The 17,649-nt window shown below is 62.8% G+C and carries 18 protein-coding genes and 2 tRNA genes; 11 read left to right on the top strand and 9 right to left on the bottom strand.

Translation table 11 applies throughout. The features are described from left to right. Positions 1-56: 56 nt before the first annotated feature. Entirely contained in the window at positions 57-536 is a 480-nt protein-coding gene (gene dsrE2, locus BLV04_RS17165) for a sulfur carrier protein DsrE2 (protein ID WP_093034998.1), read from the top strand. Between the two features lie 371 nt (positions 537-907). Here the strand turns inward: dsrE2 and BLV04_RS17160 are convergent, their stop codons facing one another. Beyond that, positions 908-2,197, bottom strand: coding sequence for an OmpP1/FadL family transporter (locus BLV04_RS17160; protein ID WP_093034995.1), 1,290 nt, complete (start codon positions 2,195-2,197; stop codon positions 908-910). A gap of 240 nt (positions 2,198-2,437) precedes the next feature. Between BLV04_RS17160 and BLV04_RS17155 the strand changes: the two genes are divergently transcribed. The 4 genes from BLV04_RS17155 (at position 2,438) to BLV04_RS17140 (ending at position 6,090) form a co-directional block, all read left to right on the top strand. Beyond that, positions 2,438-3,340, top strand: coding sequence for a LysR family transcriptional regulator (locus BLV04_RS17155; protein ID WP_093034992.1), 903 nt, complete (start codon positions 2,438-2,440; stop codon positions 3,338-3,340). 109 nt (positions 3,341-3,449) lie between these two features. Then, a complete protein-coding gene (locus BLV04_RS17150; RefSeq protein ID WP_093034989.1) occupies positions 3,450-3,830 on the top strand; it encodes a hypothetical protein in 381 nt (126 codons plus the stop codon). Between the two features lie 10 nt (positions 3,831-3,840). Beyond that, complete coding sequence (locus BLV04_RS17145; RefSeq protein ID WP_093034986.1) at positions 3,841-4,911, top strand: AI-2E family transporter; 1,071 nt, start codon at positions 3,841-3,843, stop codon at positions 4,909-4,911. Between the two features lie 72 nt (positions 4,912-4,983). After that, the gene (locus BLV04_RS17140) at positions 4,984-6,090 is read left to right on the top strand and encodes a S1C family serine protease (protein WP_093034983.1); all 1,107 of its coding nucleotides are present in this window, start codon (positions 4,984-4,986) and stop codon (positions 6,088-6,090) included. A 170-nt stretch (positions 6,091-6,260) separates the two neighbouring features. Here BLV04_RS17140 and BLV04_RS17135 read toward each other — a convergent pair whose 3' ends face one another. From BLV04_RS17135 to BLV04_RS17110, 6 genes are all read right to left on the bottom strand, one after another. Beyond that, a complete protein-coding gene (locus BLV04_RS17135) occupies positions 6,261-6,518 on the bottom strand; it encodes an FmdB family zinc ribbon protein (protein ID WP_093034980.1) in 258 nt (85 codons plus the stop codon). A gap of 95 nt (positions 6,519-6,613) precedes the next feature. Next, a complete protein-coding gene (locus BLV04_RS17130; protein WP_093034978.1) occupies positions 6,614-6,943 on the bottom strand; it encodes a tetratricopeptide repeat protein in 330 nt (109 codons plus the stop codon). 103 nt (positions 6,944-7,046) lie between these two features. Then, positions 7,047-8,498, bottom strand: coding sequence for a TrkH family potassium uptake protein (locus tag BLV04_RS17125; protein ID WP_093034975.1), 1,452 nt, complete (start codon positions 8,496-8,498; stop codon positions 7,047-7,049). 317 nt (positions 8,499-8,815) lie between these two features. Continuing rightward, positions 8,816-9,499: a hypothetical protein gene (locus BLV04_RS17120; RefSeq protein ID WP_093034972.1), complete on the bottom strand. Its 684-nt coding sequence runs from the start codon at positions 9,497-9,499 to the stop codon at positions 8,816-8,818. A 147-nt stretch (positions 9,500-9,646) separates the two neighbouring features. Next, positions 9,647-10,762, bottom strand: coding sequence for a hypothetical protein (locus tag BLV04_RS17115; protein WP_093034969.1), 1,116 nt, complete (start codon positions 10,760-10,762; stop codon positions 9,647-9,649). 255 nt (positions 10,763-11,017) lie between these two features. Then, positions 11,018-11,093 (bottom strand) — tRNA-Thr (locus BLV04_RS17110). Between the two features lie 166 nt (positions 11,094-11,259). On the opposite strand from BLV04_RS17110, the gene rpsU reads away from it, so the two are divergent. The 5 genes from rpsU (at position 11,260) to BLV04_RS17085 (ending at position 15,853) form a co-directional block, all read left to right on the top strand. Beyond that, a complete protein-coding gene (gene rpsU, locus BLV04_RS17105; protein WP_007041206.1) occupies positions 11,260-11,475 on the top strand; it encodes a 30S ribosomal protein S21 in 216 nt (71 codons plus the stop codon). A 105-nt stretch (positions 11,476-11,580) separates the two neighbouring features. Beyond that, positions 11,581-12,024 carry a GatB/YqeY domain-containing protein gene (locus BLV04_RS17100; RefSeq protein WP_093035209.1) on the top strand — a complete coding sequence of 148 codons (444 nt, stop codon included), beginning with the start codon at positions 11,581-11,583 and terminating at the stop codon, positions 12,022-12,024. Positions 12,025-12,059: 35 nt separating this feature from the next. Continuing rightward, positions 12,060-13,793 carry a DNA primase gene (gene dnaG / locus BLV04_RS17095; RefSeq protein WP_093034966.1) on the top strand — a complete coding sequence of 578 codons (1,734 nt, stop codon included), beginning with the start codon at positions 12,060-12,062 and terminating at the stop codon, positions 13,791-13,793. Positions 13,794-13,872: 79 nt separating this feature from the next. Further along, positions 13,873-15,711 carry an RNA polymerase sigma factor RpoD gene (rpoD, locus tag BLV04_RS17090; RefSeq protein WP_093034963.1) on the top strand — a complete coding sequence of 613 codons (1,839 nt, stop codon included), beginning with the start codon at positions 13,873-13,875 and terminating at the stop codon, positions 15,709-15,711. Between the two features lie 66 nt (positions 15,712-15,777). After that, positions 15,778-15,853: transfer RNA gene (locus BLV04_RS17085), tRNA-Ile, on the top strand. Positions 15,854-16,044: 191 nt separating this feature from the next. Here the strand turns inward: BLV04_RS17085 and BLV04_RS17080 are convergent. Both BLV04_RS17080 and BLV04_RS17075 read right to left on the bottom strand, forming a co-directional pair. Then, on the bottom strand, positions 16,045-16,461 hold the full coding sequence (locus BLV04_RS17080; protein ID WP_093034960.1) for a hypothetical protein: 417 nt from the start codon (positions 16,459-16,461) through the stop codon (positions 16,045-16,047). Between the two features lie 208 nt (positions 16,462-16,669). Further along, the gene (locus BLV04_RS17075) at positions 16,670-17,269 is read right to left on the bottom strand and encodes a hypothetical protein (RefSeq protein WP_093034957.1); all 600 of its coding nucleotides are present in this window, start codon (positions 17,267-17,269) and stop codon (positions 16,670-16,672) included. 159 nt (positions 17,270-17,428) lie between these two features. Between BLV04_RS17075 and BLV04_RS25300 the strand changes: the two genes are divergently transcribed. After that, the coding region (locus tag BLV04_RS25300) for a hypothetical protein (protein ID WP_217633719.1) at positions 17,429-17,649 on the top strand (221 nt) is incomplete at its 3' end.

Genomic DNA, 17,649 nt, shown 5'->3' with positions numbered 1-17,649 from the left:
GCCGTCTCGCTCAAACGAATCAACCCGCGAGCCGATCGACCCGCGAGGAGGACACGATGGAAGAAAAGAAACTCGCCATTATCGCCACTAAAGGCTCTCTCGATTGGGCCTACCCACCCTTTATCCTCGCCTCGACCGCATCCGCGCTCGGATACGAGACACAGATCTTCTTCACCTTCTACGGGCTGCAGCTCCTGAAGAAGAAGCTCGCCCTCGAGGTGACCCCGCTCGGCAACCCCGGAATGCCCATGCCGATGGGCATGGACAAGTGGTTTCCGGTCCTGGGTCTGACTTTGCCCGGTATGCAGGGCATGATGACCTCGATGATGAAGAAGAAGATGAAGGACAAGGGCGTCGCCAGTGTGGAAGAGCTGCGCGATCTCTGCCAAGAGGCCGAGGTCAAGCTGATCGCCTGTCAGATGACGGTCGACCTGTTCGACATGAACCAGGCCGAGTTCATCGACGGTGTGGAATACGCGGGCGCGGCAGCCTTTTTCGAGTTTGCGGGACAAAGCGACATCTGTCTCTACATCTGAAGCGCGCCCCGCGCCTCGCGCGCGGGTCTCGCCTTGCGCGTGGTCCGGGACGACGTTGCGTCGCACCGGGTTTGCAACGAAGAACGCCGCTCTCGGGGCGGCGTTCTTCGTTGGATTTATCCTGCGTTGGCGCCCGCGCCAATCCGCAACCGTCAAGGATATCCCGGCACTCGGCTAAATCGCGTCCAGGCCGAGATGCCGAGCTCCGAGTGAGTCAAACGGTAAGTGCAGACTCGAAGCTTTGGTCGCGACGCGGTTTAAGGTTCTTATTCTTGCCATCCTAAACCGCGTCAGCTCCGGCGCGCGTCGTTTCAGCCGTAGCCGATCCAAGCCAACAACCGCGCATGCCGCTCCAGACGCGGTTTAGCGGTTTAGAATGCCTTGACGATCTCGAGCCCGATGAGGTGGGCGTCCATCTCGTAATCGCCGTCGATCGCATCGGTCCCGTTGATGTCTCCTCCGCGGTAGGGCGTGTCGCTGCGGATCGTTCGATCATTCGCCTTGACGTACATGTATCCCGCTTCGATAGAGAGGCCGTCGCCGAGCAGATGTGCGACACCGATGCCGAAGAGGTGGCGGTCGCTGTCCGGGACGCGCGCACTGAAGTGGGCGTCCTCTTGCCCCGTCTCGTCGTAGGAGTAGCCGAAGCGGAGCTGGGTGTCCGGCCCGACTTGATAGGTGACGCCGAGTCGGTACGCGTTGCTGTCGTTCCAGTCGTTCGTATCGGTAAAGATGGTCTCCCCCGTACGCGTTCCTTCAACCTCGAGCTTGCTGAAGTCGCTCCAGCCCGTGCGCGTCCAGTCGATCTCGACGGCCAAGGCTTCGGTGACGGCATAGCGGGCTCCGAGCTGCAGACGCCAGGGCAGGTCGACATCCACCTCGGCGTTCTGTCCGGGCGGAAGCCGGCCGATCGCGACCAGGGTTCGGCTCAAGGGTTGGTAATTCCCTTCGAGGCCGACGGTTGCGCTGGAGCGAAAGGCGGCGCCGAAGCTCCATGCCTCGTAACGATAAAGTGCGCTCAGGTTGAAGCCGAGATCGGCTCCGTCTCCGCTGAGTCGTCCTGCGGTCGAGTCGAGCTGGGCGTTCTTCACCCAGTAGATATCCAGGCCGCCGGACAGGCTCAGATTTTCGTTGACGCGATAGGCCGCGGTCGGGGAGAAGTCGAGGATCTCGAGCTTGCTCGCGGTGGGTTGCCCGCGCGGCACGTTCGGATCCAGCGGCGGCGGAACCGGTATGCGCACGGTGCCGCTCAGGGCGGGGAAAGTTCCGTCCTCCCAGCGGGTCTCGAGCCCGAAAGGGGCCGTGATCCCCAGTCCGATGCGCCAATCCTCGTTGACCCGCAGTGCAGTCTGGATCATCGGCGCCGCTGTCCACTCCGCGCCCTGGCTGTCGTGTTGCCCCGAGGCGGTCCGAACGCTGAAGTTGGGGTTGATCAGGAGCGCGCCCAGGGCGACGCTCGACGTATCATGAAATCCCATGGCGGCCGGGTTGTAGGCGAAGGCGCCGGACTCTTCTGGATTCGCGACCAAGGCGTTCGCCAGTCCGATGCCGGCCGTCGAGATCTCCGGGAGTGAAAAGCCTGCGGCGAGCGATTCACCGGCAGCGACGAAGGCTCCGGCAGCGATGGCGGTCGCAATCGCGCGAGCGATCTGTTGTTTCATGCAGGAGGCTCCTCGTCTTGTCGGTGTTCGTTGTTTTTCTGCGGCGCACTTTAGGCGAAGATGCCACATTTATCCAGAGGTTGTTGCGGGAAAATTTCGTGACCGCAATCACCTGTCATGCCTGCGGTTTCGGCCTCTGTTCGATCGGCGTCCGCCGATCCCGCAGAGCTACCCCCGCATCCCGTGATTGTGATATAAATCGGTCTTATTTCGCTGTCGTCATCTCGACGTGGTCTACGGATGGCAGATCGCAGACTCCAGGTTTTCCATACGGTCGCTCGGCTGCTGAGCTTCACCAAGGCTGCCGAAGTGCTGCATATGACGCAGCCCGCCGTCACCTTCCAGGTCCGTCAGTTGGAGGAGCACTTCAACACGCGCCTGTTCGACCGGACGCACAACCGGATCAGCCTCACTGATGCGGGGAAAACGGTATTCGGCTCGGCGGACCGCATCTTCGAGCTGTATTCCGAAATGGAGAATGCAGTTCGCGAGATCACCGGCGAGATCAGCGGTTCGCTGGCGATCGGTGCGAGTACGACCATTGCCGAGTACATGCTCCCGACCCTGCTGGGTGATTTCAAGGGGCGCTATCCGGATGTGATCATCCACCTCAAGGTCTCCAACAGCGACGGGATCGTCTCGATGGTGGAGAACAACACCATTGATCTTGGTGTGGTCGAAGCGCCGGTCGGGAACAAGAACCTGGTCGTGGAGCATTGCAAGCGCGATCACCTCTTCGCGATCGTCCCGCCGGGTCATCCGCTAGCCGGTGCCGGGATGGTCACCTTCGAGCGCCTCCTGGAGTACCCCTTCATCTGCCGTGAAGAGGGTTCGGGAACGCGCGAGGTGATCAACGATTACCTGAACCTGCAACACGATTGTCATTCCGTGCTCAAGGTGTCGATGGAGCTCGGCAGCCCAGAGGCCGTCAAAGGCGCCGTGGAGGCCGGGATGGGCGTGTCGGTGGTGTCGGGTGCGACGATTCAGAAAGAGCTTAAGCTGGGCACGCTGGTTGCCCTCAACCTGGATCCGCCGCTGGATCGTCCCTTCTCCTTCGTCCATCAGAAACAGAAGTTTCGACTGCGCGTCATGGAAGAGTTGCTGGAGTTTGCGCGGGCCTACTGCCGCGAGCACGACGACTGACGCCGAAACGCGATGGACCCCGTAACCAATCCACCCCGAGCGACTGCGAAGCCGCAGGCCCGCTGCGGCTGCCCGCGACCCCCGAATCTCCACTGAGCCGCTCCCCGTGATGAGTCGAATTCAAGGACCCGAGCCGGAGCGGCGTCTCGCGCGGTTGTTCCGCTCGCTCGCTCCCGCGGAGCGTGAAACGCTGCTCGCATTCGCCGAGTTTCTCGCGCAGCGGGGGGCCACGACGCCGGAGCCGCATGGCGGGCTACGCGAACCCATTCCCGTGCCGCGTCCGACCACCGAAAGCGTGGTCGCCGCGATCAAGCGTCTGTCGAAGGCCTACGAGATGCTCGATCGCGGACCGATGCTCAACGAAACCTCGGCGCTGATGTCCGCGCACGTCCTGCAGGGTCGTCCGGCAAACGAGGTTATCGACGATCTCGAAGCCTTGTTCGCCCGTCACTACCGCGATTACAGAGCCAAACACCTCTCGGAAGGCTGATTCAGTCCACATGAAAATCGTCGCGAACTGGTTTCGGCGTTATTTCTCCGATCCCCAGATCATCTTTCTGGCCATCCTGCTGCTGATCTTGTTTGCCGTGGTCATCACCATGGGCCGCATGCTCATGCCCGTGTTGGCCAGCATCGTCATCGCCTATCTGCTCGAGGGCTTGGTCGGGCAGCTCGAGCGTCGCGGGTTGCCGCGCTCGGCAAGCGTCTTGGTGGTGTATATCGCCTTTTTGGTGTTCGTTGCCTTGGTGTTGGTGGGCGTCGTGCCCTCGGTGTCGCTTCAGGTCACCGAGCTGGTGCAGCAGTTGCCGTCGATGATCTCGGCCGCGACCACGGCGCTTCTGGATCTGCCCGAGCATTACCCGGATCTGGTGACCGAGGCCCAGGTCGCCGAGTTGATCGGGGCGATCCGAGCCGAGACAGTGATGTTCGGTCAACGCGTACTCTCATGGTCGCTCGCAAGCGTCGTCGGGGTCATCACCATCCTGGTTTATCTGATTCTTATGCCGCTGCTCGTGTTCTTCTTCATGAAGGACAAGGAGTTGATCTTAAAGTGGTTTCATCGCTTCCTGCCGACCCATCGCACGATCGTGAACGACATTTGGAAGGACGTCGATCGGCAAATCTCCAATTACGTCAGGGGCAAGTCATGGGAGATCCTGATCGTCTGGCTGGTCAGCTACGCCACCTTCCTCGGCTTCGGGCTCAAATATGCGATGCTTTTGTCGTTGCTGGTCGGTTTTTCGGTCATCATTCCCTACATCGGGGCCGCCGTGGTCACGGTGCCCGTGTTGTTGGTGGCCTGGTTCCAATGGGGCTGGACTCCGACCTTCATCTGGCTTTCGGTTGCCTACTTCATCATCCAGGCTCTCGACGGCAATGTCCTGGTGCCCCTGCTGTTCTCCGAGGTGGTGAATCTGCATCCGGTTGCGATCATCGTCGCTATTCTGGTGTTCGGCGGGATTTGGGGTTTCTGGGGTGTGTTTTTTGCGATTCCGCTCGCGACCCTGGTTCAAGCCATTCTCACGGCCTGGCCGATTCCGCCCGACGAGCAGGGCGAAGCAGCCGCTTGAGACCGGCGCGTCGAACGCGGCAGCCTCGGGTCAACGGGTACAATCCAAGCGGTTTTACGCTACAGCGCATCCATGCACGCCTTCGCCCTCAGTCGCTTCCTCTTCTGGTTCGTCATCTTCTTCCTGATCGCATTGGCGAGCCGGCCATGGATCGAGGATCTCTTCATCCGGTACCAAGCCGAACCGCGCGCGATCATGGCGCGCGGTGAGCTGGCTGCCGACGAGCAGACAACCATCGCGATCTTCGAGACGATCAGTCCGTCGGTCGTTTACATCACCACCTCCGGGCGCGTGATGGATCTGTTGTCGCGCAATCTCCTGGAAGTCCCTCGCGGCACGGGCTCCGGGTTCATGTGGGACAGACATGGTCATGTCGTGACGAATTATCATGTGGTTGCCGACGTGCAGGCGGCCTATGTCAGGCTTTCCAATCAGCGCGTCTACGAGGCGGCATTGGTCGGCGTCAGCCCGGAGCATGACATCGCGGTGTTGCGGATCGACAGCGGCGCCGGCGGGCCTCCGCCGGTGGCGATCGGCTCGAGTCACGACCTGAAGGTCGGGCAGAAGGTCTTCGCGATCGGCAACCCCTTCGGGTTGGATTATTCACTGACCGGCGGGGTGATCTCGGCACTCGATCGGACGATTCCGTCGGATGAGGGGCGCACGATCGAGCATTTGATTCAGACGGACGCGGCGATCAATCCCGGAAATTCGGGTGGTCCCCTCATCGACAGCGCCGGGCGCGTCATCGGCATGAATACGGCGATCTTCAGCCCGTCCGGAAATTTTGCGGGTATCGGCTTCGCCGTGCCGGTCGACACCATCAATCGCGTCGTGCCGCGCCTCATCGCCTACGGTCGCTATGTGCGGCCTGCGCTTGGGGTCATCACGGATGGGGATCTGAGCCGTCGGCTCGCCGAGAGCGTCGGCGTCGAGGGGGTGGTCATCCTGCAGGTTCAGGAGGGCTCGCCCGCTGCGCGGGCCGGGTTGCGCGCGGCAACCATGAGCAAGAACGGGGATCTGGTTGCCGCCGATCTAATCGTCGCGGTGGACGGGCAGGATGTCGACTCGGTCGAGAGGCTGATCGAGCTGCTCGATGCCTATCGGGTCGGGGATAAGGTCGTCCTTCGGGTCTATCGCGACGGACAACTGATCGAGGTCGATGTGGTGCTCGGCTGAACCGCGTCCGGTGCGATTTTCGCGGTTCGGATTGGCTCGGCGTTTGCGCGTCCGCGCAGCTCGCAGCGGACGCGGTTCAGGTCTATGGAGACTCCAAGGGGCGACTTAAGTCGCCCCTACAGCCCATACAGTCCCTAAAGGTTGGTCGATGCTTTCCTGCAAATCACCTTTTAGTTGAGACCGCACATGCCGCCAGGGCAGCAGGCCCCGGTTGAGCAAGCGGGGGCGTTGCCGCTGCCGAGACTCCTGCTCGAGATGACGTTCCCGCCGGTCGCGAGACGATGCACGGGCGCATCGGCCGGGGTATCGCCGAGGGCGGTACCCGTACGGGCGCACAGCTCGCCCCAGCTCGTGAGGCTCTCGCTCATTCGGTGGTTGACCTCGAGGACGCGGTCGTTGGCCTCGCAGCGGTAATCATAGGTAGGCATCGTGCTTCTCCGAAGTATATCGATGAATGCTTATGGACCTTGCGCTGCATTATATCCGGGCACCCGGAGCAGGCAAGCGCCCTGCCGCACGCCATTCAGTCGGCGTCCGCGAGCGCACGCTCGGCGCGCTTTCGAAAGACCCTCATCTCCTTTGCGGCCTGGATGTCGCCTTTGGCCTCGGCGACCTCGATGCCGCGATCGAGCGCATCGATGGCCTCCGCATGGCGCCCGAGCGCCGAGAGCGCTTTGCCGTAGAGCTTCCAGGCGGCGGAATAGCCGGGGTCGAGGCGTACGGCCTCGCCGAGATGGCCGAGTGCGCGCTCGGTCTGGTCCGCTTTGAGATATTCGGCACCCAGGCTGTAGCGCAACAGGGCCGAATCCTGGCCGCGATTCAGCATGGCTTCGAGGTTGTCGACGATGCTCATGGTGTCGTTCCGCCGTGTCGGTGTGTACCGGACGATTTGTGCCTGAGGTTGAGTCGTGCTCGGCACGCCACCGCCTCGCTCGCAGAGGTCCTGCCGCGTACGCTCAGCGCTGCCAGAAGGCGGGCGTCAAGAGGACCAGAAGCGTAAAAATCTCCAAACGCCCCAGCAACATGGCGACGCAGAGGATCCACTTCGCCGGGTCGTGCAGGTCCGCGTAATGTGGTCCCACCTGGGCCAGCCCGGGTCCGAGGTTGTTGATGCAGGCCGCGACCGCGGAGAAAGACGTAAGCAGATCCAGGCCGGTTGCGGCGAGCAGAAGGTACATGATGACGAAGCTCGCGACATAGAGCGAGAAGAATCCCCAAACGGCATCGACGACGCGGTGATTGACGCTCTTGCCACCGACCCGCACGGGGATCTGGGCGTTGGGGTGGATGAGGCGTTCGATCTCGCGGATCCCCTGCTTGATGAGCAGGAGGAATCGGATCACCTTGATGCCGCCGGCGGTCGAGCCGGCACAGCCGCCGACGAAGCTCGCGAACAGCAGCAGGATTTCGATGAACGGCGGCCAGTAAAAGAACTCCGCGGTGGTGAACCCGGCGGTGGTCCCGATCGAGACCGCTTGGAACAGGCCGTGGGTGAAGGCGTCGTCCCAGGTGATATAGGTGTCGGTGTAGAAGAGCGCGAGCGTCGTGATGGCGGTTACGGTCGCCATGATGAAGAGAAAAAACCGCAGCTCGCTGTCGCGCCGATAGACGCCGAGATCAAGCCGATGAAAGGCGACGAAGTGCAATGCGAAGCTCATGGCCGCCATGAGCATGAAGAGCACGGCGATCATCTCGATCAGCGTGCTGTTGAAGTAGCCCATACTGGCGTCGTGGGTCGAGAAGCCGCCGATGGCAACGGTGGAGAAGGCATGGCCGATGGCATCGAAGAAGGTCATGCCCGCAGCCCAATAGGCCAGCGTGCAGGCAATGGTCATCGCGACGTAGATGTACCAAAGTGCCTTGGCGGTTTCGGTGATCCTGGGTGTGAGCTTGGCGTCCTTCACCGGGCCGGGCATCTCGGCCCGAAAGAGCTGCATGCCGCCGACACCGAGCATCGGCAACACCGCCACCGCGAGCACGATGATCCCCATGCCGCCCAGCCATTGGAGTTGTTGGCGGTAGAAGAGGATGGCCTTGGGCATGTCGTCGAGCCCGACGATGACGGTCGCGCCGGTCGTGGTGAGACCGGACATGGACTCGAAAATCGCGTCCGTCACCGAGAGTCGCGGCACCTCGGCCAGCACGAAAGGCAATGAACCGGCCAAGCCGAGCCCGGTCCAAAACAGCACCACGACAAGGAATCCATCACGGATACGCAGCTCTTGATGGAGTCGCATGACCGGGAGAAAGGTCGTCAAGCCGACGCCGAGGATCAGCAGAAAGGCGGCCAGGAAGGGCCAAATCTCCCCGTCGCGGTAGATCAGCCCGACCACGACAGGCGGAAGCATCGTGAAGCTGAACAGCGTCAAGAGCAGACCGACGACCTTCTGAACGGCGAAGAATTTCATCGCACTCTCGGACGCATCGCTCGGCCTCGGTCGACAATCACGGCGCGAATCCCTGCCGAGAGGAGCGCTCCGACACCGGAGGAAAGACACCTACGATGGATCTCGCGGGCAGCCTCATCGCAATCTCCCTTCTGCTGCTGATCGCAATCGGCGTCGCGGCGCTTTTCTTGGCCGGAAGGGACAGTCGCTCATCCAACGAAGACGATCCTCCGCCGCCGAGCTGACGATCGGCGCCCGGGGTCGCAGCGGCCGGCGCGCGGTTTGGAGCCGGTCCGGTTCGATTCGGTCCGGCAAACGCAAGGATTCGAGGTCCATCGTCATCGTCGGGTCGTGCAGTCGCCCAGGTGGCAATGCACATGCAGCGAACGGCCGTCTCGGCACCTGATTCGATGCCGCTCCCAATCGGGTCCCGAGGCTTCGAGGGTAGTTTCTGCGTCCGTCAGCACGCAACCGCGGCTCTCGGCGTAGCGCTCCGCATAGTAGGCCCAGGTGCCGACCGGTCCGGCGCCCGTCTCCGCAGCCCTGTCGGCCGATTCGCCGCCTGTGGCCGGTGGTCGGGCGGGCTCCCGAGTCTTCGACTGGCCGGTGTCGCGGTGCCCGTCCCACTTGCTCCTGAGCGAGCTCAAGGCGTTTCCGAGATTCTCGGCATAGCGTTCGGTCACATCCGTCGACCATTCCTCGCCGTTCGTCGATGTCTGGACCTCGCGCGCGCGCAACAGGACACGTGTGCCGGAGTCTTCGGCGACGAAGACCGCCGAGATGCGGATCAGTCGCCGCGAGGCGAGGGGGTCGTCGGGGTCGCTCTCCTCGAGGATCTGCTCGATCTCGACCGTCGTCTCGCCGACCACGGGGACGCTCCATCCGCGCCCGTATGCCGAGGCGATCGCGAAGTCTTTGGCCTCGTCCGGCGTTGCCGCGTACAAGAGAATGCCGGGTGCAGGCGCTGCGGCGACGAGCTCGAAGGCGAGGACCCCGAGCGCGACCGGAACGATTCGGACCATCAGTGCGGGAAGCGATCGCAGCGTCCCGCAACGCGGGATTCGCCTTCGGGTGCCGAGTCCGATGGGTCGCCCAGACGATGATCGGGGGCAATCCATCGTAACGTCGTCAGTCGGTAACCTGCGGACGAGCGATGCGCATCGCGCCGGCTACAGAAGACCGCGGCACTCGCCGTTTTGACATTGCACCAGAACGCTGTCGGCACCCGTGCACGGCACCTTGTGGATCTCGCCGTCGCTGCGCGAGTCGATGAGGATCGATCCGCTAGGCTCGACATTGCAGCCCCGAAGTCGCGCATATTGCTCCGCGTAGTAGGCCCAGCTGACGCTTCCGGGCGACGGCGCGAGCGCCATCATGTTCTCGCTGGCCGGAATTGTCTCGACGGCGGGTTGCGGGAGCGGCTCGGGGAGCGACATCGGTTGCGTGGCGGGGCCGGGCTGGGTCCGAGTGAGGGCCGGCCTAGTATCGACGATGGGGGCAGGGCTGCCTGCTTGCCTGCGTGGCTCGGGGGTCGGCGTTGCGGCTGTAACGGCGACAGGCATCGGGGCCGGCGGAGACGTCCGCTCGGGAGTCTCCGCGGCGGGCGTTTGACTTGGCAGCGCCGGAGCCGCAGTTTCAAATGCCGTGGTCTCGTCGCCCCAGGCAGTCGGCGTGCTCACGCCGGTGTCGGCGAGCGCCCTGTCGTCTGCGCCGACCGCGGTGCCCGAGTCACTCTCGCCGTCCGCCCGTGCGCCTCCCGAGGGTGGCGCTGCCCGTGCAACCCGGGCACGATCACGCGACCAGGTAGAGTGGAGCGAGCGAAGGGATTCGTCCAGTGACGGGCGAAAGGCCTCGGTGACATCGGTTCGCGCCGATTGGCCGTCCGGTGTCGTCGAGACGAGCGCCGCGTCCAATGCAACCTTGACGCTGCCGCGGTCATCGAGGAAGTAGGAGGTGACCTCGACGAGACTGCCGGGCGCAGCCGTAGCCGCTGCTTGGCCAAGTTCGCGTGCGAGAGGTGAGCCCGGATCGAGCGGACGACGTGCGACGACACGATCGTCCGTCGTCTCGGCAATTATCCAGGCCCGACTCCTCGCCGAACCCATCGCCAACGCCTTCACCTCCGCGCGGGTTGCGCCGGGAAACGCCATCTGCGGACGGTCCCCGACCTGGAAGGCATCGACTTGAGGGTCGAACGTGCCGGTTCGCGGGCTGCTGGCGCAACCGACCTGAAGCATGCCGACGGTGGCCAGGGAAAGAATCAAAGTGACGGAACGCAGGTTCACGGCAAACCCCTCGGGAAGAGAACAGGGACACCTCGGGCGACACTCATTAGGACTCCGAGCCACGCCCGTCGGCACCACGCTTGAGGTCAAGCGTGCCACACCCCGGAATCCGAGGCCAGCCTCGGCGCGTGGGGAATGTGTCGGGGACGGCATGCCGGCGCAGCAAGGGTGCGAGGCTTCGGGATCGGCGCTTGGCTGCCGCAGAAACAGCAAAAGCCGGCATCGTGCCGGCTTTTGCTGTTGTCGTAGAGTTTTTGGAGCCGATGCGCGGATTCGAACCGCGGACCTACGCATTACGAATGCGTTGCTCTACCGACTGAGCTACATCGGCGCCGAGCCGCGAAGTATAGGGGGATCGGCGGATCGTTTCCACCCCTGCTCGAGCGATTTCGAGCACCATGCGGAAATCTTTGCAATCACTGGATGGATTCCGCTAAAATCCCGGCGCTTAACTTCGACCATCCGCCCTTGTCCGGAGCCAACCTTAGGGATTATCCATGCCCAGCGTGCGTGTCAAAGAGAACGAGCCTTTCGAAGTCGCAATGCGGCGTTTCAAGCGGTCCTGTGAGAAAGCAGGTGTGCTCGCCGAGGTACGTCGTCGCGAGTTTTACGAAAAGCCGACATCCGAGCGCAAGCGCAAGAAGGCGGCTGCGGTGAAGCGGCATCAGAAGAAGCTGCAGCGTGAGTCGCGTCGCTGGGAGCGTCCGTACTGAGGTCGGATCGTCGATGTCGGTCCCGTGTTCGTCGGGACCGCTGCTCGCATTGCGACGAAGTCGCATGTCATTCTTTTCGTTCCGCTGCGGTCTCAACGCCTTACCATGCTCAAGCTTCAAATCCAAAGTGATATGAAGACCGCCATGAAGGCGGGCGACAAGACCAGGCTCGGGGTGATCCGGCTGATGCTCGCGGCGATCAAGCAACGCGAGATCGACGAGCGCATCGAGCTCGACGACGCGCAAGTGCTGGCCGTCCTCGACAAGATGGTCAAGCAGCGTCGCGACTCGATCAGTCAATACAGCGGCGCCGGTCGCGAAGATCTCGCCGAGATCGAGCGATTCGAGGTCGAGGTCATCCAGTCGTATCTGCCGCGCGCCCTCACCGACGAAGAGCTCACGACCCTGATCGACGCGGCGATGACGTCCACACAGGCGAGCGCGATGAGCGACATGAGCAAGGTCATGGGTCTGTTGAAGCCGCAGATTCAAGGCCGGGCCGATATGGGCAGCGTCAGCGCCCGCGTCAAACAGCGCCTCGGAGGCTAACTCCGGCGTCGTACCTCAACGGTTTGCCGAGGCACATGGCCGGTCGCATTCCCCCCGAGTTCATCGACGAGCTTCTGACGCGAACCGACATCGTCGACCTCGTCGGCACGCGGATTCAGCTGCGCAAGGCCGGCAAAGACTACCAAGCCCGTTGCCCCTTCCACGACGAGAAGACCCCTTCCTTCACCGTCAGCCCGGATAAGCAGTTCTATCACTGCTTCGGCTGCGGCGCGCACGGCACGGCGATCGGCTTCCTCATGGAGTACGACCGTCTCGACTTCCGCGAGGCCATCGACGAGCTGGCCCGCCGTGCGGGATTGGAGGTGCCCGGCGCGACCGAAACAGGCCCTGCCGGCCCCGATCACGGGCCTCTGTACGCGCTTCACGAGCAGGCCGCCGAGCTCTATCGCGAGCAGTTGCGGGTCCATCCGGGCGCCCGGCGTGCCGTCGATTATCTCAAGGCGCGCGGTCTCACCGGCGAGGTGGCGGCGCATTACGGGCTCGGTTTCGCGCCGCCCGAGGGGCGCCTGCTCCTGTCGCGCCTCGGTGCGAGCCCTTCGGAGCGCGAGCGACTTCTGACCTGCGGGCTGATCTACGACGAGGAGGGACGGCGACGCGACCGCTTCCGCGATCGGATCATGTTCCCGATTCGAGATCGACGCGGACGCGTGATCGGTTTCGGCGGGCGGCTACTCGGCGAGGGCAAGCCGAAATATCTCAACTCGCCCGAGACCCCGATCTTCCACAAGGGTCGCGAGCTTTACGGGCTGTTCGAGGCGCAAAAGGCCAATCGCAAGCTCGACTCCGTCCTCGTCGTCGAGGGTTACATGGATGTTATCGCCTTGTCGCAGTTCGGGGTGACGAACGTCGTTGCGACCCTCGGAACGGCGACAACCGCCGAGCATCTCCAGCTGCTTTCACGCACGACCCCCGAGGTCGTGTTCTGCTTCGACGGCGATCGCGCCGGGCGTGCCGCGGCCTGGAAGGCATTGGAGAGCACGCTCCCTTCGGCGACCGGCCGTCAGTCGATCCGCTTCTTGTTTCTGCCAGATGGGGAGGATCCGGACACCCTGATCCGTGCCGAGGGCGCCGATGCATTCCGTGCGCGCATGACGGAGGCTCAGCCACTGTCGGAATTTCTGTTCGAGCAGCTCTGCGATCAGGTTGACATGGCCAGCATCGACGGGCGGGCGCGTCTCTCCGCGTTGGCTCAGCCGCTGATCCAGGCAGTGCCCCCCGGAATCTACCGCGATCTTTTGACCGGCCGATTGAGCACCCTGGCCGGAATACCGCAGAAACCCAAGCCTGTGGCACGGCGGGGGCGAGTGCAAACGACTCGTCCAACCCGGCCGACTCGGATTGCCCAAGCGATCGCACTCTTGCTCGATCATCCCGAGCTTGCCGCCGAGGCGGCGCAGCTCCCGGACGACTGGCGGCGCTCGCCGAGCCCCGGTGCCGCGATTTTGGTGCAACTTCTTGAAACCATTGCCGCACACCCAACTATCAACAAAGCGGCATTGGTGGAGCGTTGGCGCGGCCAAGAGCACTTCGCATACCTCCAACAGCTCAGCGTCGACCCCTTTCTGCAGGACATCCCGCCCGAGGGTATGGCCGCGGAGCTGATCGGGGCCCTGAGCCGCATCGGCGAAGAGGTTCTCAAGGACGAGCGCAGCAGGCCGTTGAATCAACGCAGCCCGGGCGCGTGGAGTGACGAGGTTCGCGCCCGGCTCGAGCGGGACGCGGCAGCAGCCCGAACGCGCAACCGCTGACTGGAGGAAGCCAAATTTTCATGCTAAACTACGTAGTTCGCCTTTCAGTGGCCATCCGCCGTATCAATCAGGGTATCCCATGGATCAAGAACAGCAACAGTCCCAGCTGAAGCAACTGATCGCCAAGGGCAAAGAACAAGGTTACTTGACCTACAGCGAGGTCAACGATCATCTGCCTCACGGGATCGTGGAGACCGATCAGATCGAGGACATCGTTCGTATGATCAACGACATGGGGATCATGGTCCACGAGACCGCCCCAGATGTCGTCGATCACACCCTGAGCGACTCCGCCGTCTCCGACGACGAGGCCGCCGAGGCCGCCGCGGCTGCCTTGGCGACGGTCGACAGCGAGTTCGGCCGCACTACGGATCCCGTGCGCATGTACATGCGTGAGATGGGCACCGTCGAGCTGCTCACGCGCGAGGGCGAGCTCGTGATCGCGAAACGGATCGAGGACGGACTCAACCAGGTCCTCTCCGCGCTTTCGGTCTATCCGCGCTCCGTCGAGAAACTGATCGAGATCTTCGATCGCGTCGAGCGCGAGGAGACCCGTCTGACCGACGTCATATCGGGTTTCAACGACGGCGACGAAGAGCCGGTTGCAACTCCACAGCCGGTGAGCAGCGAGAAGGCGAAGGACGATTCCGACGCGGAGGCGGACGTCGATGACGACGACGATGCGGCCCCCGTCGTGGACACCGGGCCGGATCCAGAGGACGCGGCACGGCGCGCACAACTCTTGCGCGAGCACTTCGCCGTGCTTCGCTCAGCGCTGGAGCATTACGGTCGTGACGACGAGCGCTCACGCGCCGCCATGGCGAGCGTCTCAGAGGTCTTCCTTCAGTTCAAGCTGGTCGCGCCGGTCTTTCAGGAGCTTGCGGAGATCCTTCGCCGCACCATCGAGCGGATTCGCGGGCAAGAGCGGGTGATCATGAGCCTGTGCGTCGAGCAATCCGGCATGCCACGCAAGGTCTTTATCGATACCTTCCCGGAGAACGAGACCAACCCGCAGTGGCTTGAGCAGCAGCTGGCGAGCGGCAAGCCCTATGCCGCACGTCTCGCCGAGGTCGCCCAGGACATTCGCCGTGCGCAGCGAAAGCTCCAGGAGATGGAAAAGGAGAACATCCTGACCATCAGCGAGGTCAAGGACGTCAACCGCAAGATGTCCATCGGCGAGGCCAAGGCGCGCCGAGCCAAGAAGGAGATGGTCGAGGCGAACCTCCGCCTGGTGATCTCGATTGCCAAGAAATACACGAATCGCGGCCTGCAGTTCCTGGATCTGATCCAGGAGGGCAACATCGGCCTCATGAAGGCCGTGGACAAGTTCGAGTACCGTCGCGGCTACAAATTCTCGACCTATGCGACTTGGTGGATTCGTCAAGCGATCACGCGATCCATCGCCGATCAAGCGCGCACCATCCGCATCCCGGTCCACATGATCGAGACCATCAATAAGCTCAACCGGATCTCTCGGCAGATGATCCAGGAGATGGGTCGCGAGGCGACCCCGGAAGAGCTTGCGCAGCGGATGGACATGCCGGAAGACAAGGTCCGCAAGGTCCTGAAGATCGCCAAAGAGCCGATCTCGATGGAAACACCGATCGGCGACGACGAAGACTCGCATCTCGGCGACTTCATCGAAGACTCCGGCGTCATCTCCCCGGTCGACTCCGCAACCGCCGAGGGCCTGCGCGAGGCGACGCAGAACATGCTCGCCAGCCTGACCTCGCGCGAGGCCAAGGTGCTGCGCATGCGCTTCGGCATCGACATGAACACCGACCACACACTCGAGGAGGTCGGCAAACAGTTCGACGTGACGCGCGAGCGGATCCGCCAGATCGAAGCCAAGGCCCTGCGCAAGCTCCGGCATCCGACGCGTTCGGACAAGCTTAGAAGCTTCCTCGACGCCGATTAGGCCTGGGCTTCAGTTTCAGTCGCCATGGACGGCGCCGTTTTCGCAACAATCACCCCATCGCACCACGGGCCGTTAGCTCAGCGGTTAGAGCAGGGGACTCATAATCCCTTGGTCCTAGGTTCAAATCCTAGACGGCCCACCACTAAAGCAATGATGTTAAAGGGAATTTAGGCGGGATAATCGGCGGTTTCTGCGGGGTTTTCGAGCGGTTCTATGCCGGTGCTATGTCGGCGGGTCGCCTCCTTTTTTTCGTCTACCCTTCCCCGAGCCAAACCCGCTACACTTCAAACATCCCCGCCGGACGCCAGCGCGCAAGCCTGGCTAGGACCCTGGTCAGATATGCGTGCGGTTAAACCCGCCCTTCTCGCAGGAACCGTGGTTCCGCCCACGACGGCGGGGTGACTCTTTCCAGGGGTCATGGATCGCAAGTTGTTGACCCGCTACCCTCAATTGAATTGAGGGCGGGCCTCCTTCCAGGGGTCGTGGATCGCGACCGCTCCCGTCCAGCTCCCCGCTATCCATCGCCTCCACAAGCTCCGGGATGCCGTTCTCGATCACTTGCTCTGCCTGCCTCATGGAATAATGACTGCCCATCCCGATTGCTTTTGCGAGCTTTTCTCTTGTTTCTCCGGTCTCGCTAGTTCCGGATACGTATTCGGAAGCGTTTCTTTTTTGAGACACGTCGCCCCCCGCCGCTGACTGACGCGCCCTTGCCTCAGCCTTAAACTTCCTCTCGATCATCTTTTTCATGGCGATGGCCTCGGACTCGAATCATGTCGAACCTTCCAGGCGCCGATGGCCGAGACGGATCCCCTCGAACCTCGTCGAACCCCGAGCAAATCGCAGGCATGAAAAACCCCGCTGCGTTGGCGGGGTCTGTTGTCGTCTGGTGGTACTTGGGCCTCGACGCAATGATGTCGTCACGTCGGCGCCGACCCGCTTTTGAGACGCGAGACGGTCAGTGGGGACGCTCGGCCGGCCCGATCATGCCGTAACGTGCCTGGATGCCGCGGAACGCCTCGACGAGCTTGACCTTGGCCTCGGGGCTCGCTGCCTCGACGGCTTCCACAATCGCGGCCTGGGTGGCTGCGACGCGCTGCCCGCTCATCAGCGTCTCGATGATCTTGGAAGCCGCCGTGAGCACGGCAACCTTGGATTTGATCGCGTCTCGCAGGATGCCCGGCCCGAACTCCTCTTTCAGCTCGGTGCCGATGTTGCCGTCCTTGTCCTTCGTGAAGGCGGCGTTGCGCAGGATCAGGCAATCCGCGAGCAGGGAGTCCACCTCAAGCAAGATGTCGATTCCCTTCTTGTCGACGGATGCCGCGGCGGACAAGTGGGCAACGACGGCTCGCTCTGCGGCGATGGCGTTCTTTCGGCCCGCTTTGGTTTTCATGGCGGCCTTCACCGCCTCCGGTGCGGCTTCGCGGGCCTGGCGAATCCAGCGATTCCAGGTCGTCTTCGGCACGCCGACGCGCTCGTCCATCAAATCTGGATCGCGTCCGCTCGCGAGTTCTTTGGCGATCTTTCGGACGATCTCGTCCTTGCCCTTCGTCTTCATTCAATGGTCCTCGGTCCAATCATTGGGCCAATCATTGGACCAATGCGCGGACCAGTCAACCGGACCACTCGGCCGAATCAGTGCCGGGAGCCAACGCACATTTGCGTTGGGCGTTTCCTGGCCGGTTTCTCCCCAATTTCGGGGAGTTCCTTCCTGTCCATGCCGTTCTGCATCCCGGTCGGCTCCGGTGGGCGCTGCCGTCCCGGAAGGCTCGGAAGCCGACGCGCGTGCCTAAGCCTCTCCGAAAACGGCGCGGATCTCCTCGCGGTCTTCGTCGGTCAAGTCTGCGTATTCCGGCCCAATCCGGCCACCCATTCTGATTTAAAGCGGCCACCCATTCTGGTTCAAACCGGCCACTCGTTCCGGTTCAAGCCGGCCAC

The organism is Thiocapsa roseopersicina (assembly GCF_900106925.1).
GTDB classification, from domain to species: domain Bacteria; phylum Pseudomonadota; class Gammaproteobacteria; order Chromatiales; family Chromatiaceae; genus Thiocapsa; species Thiocapsa roseopersicina.
This window is presented reverse-complemented; position numbering and strand designations above follow the sequence as displayed.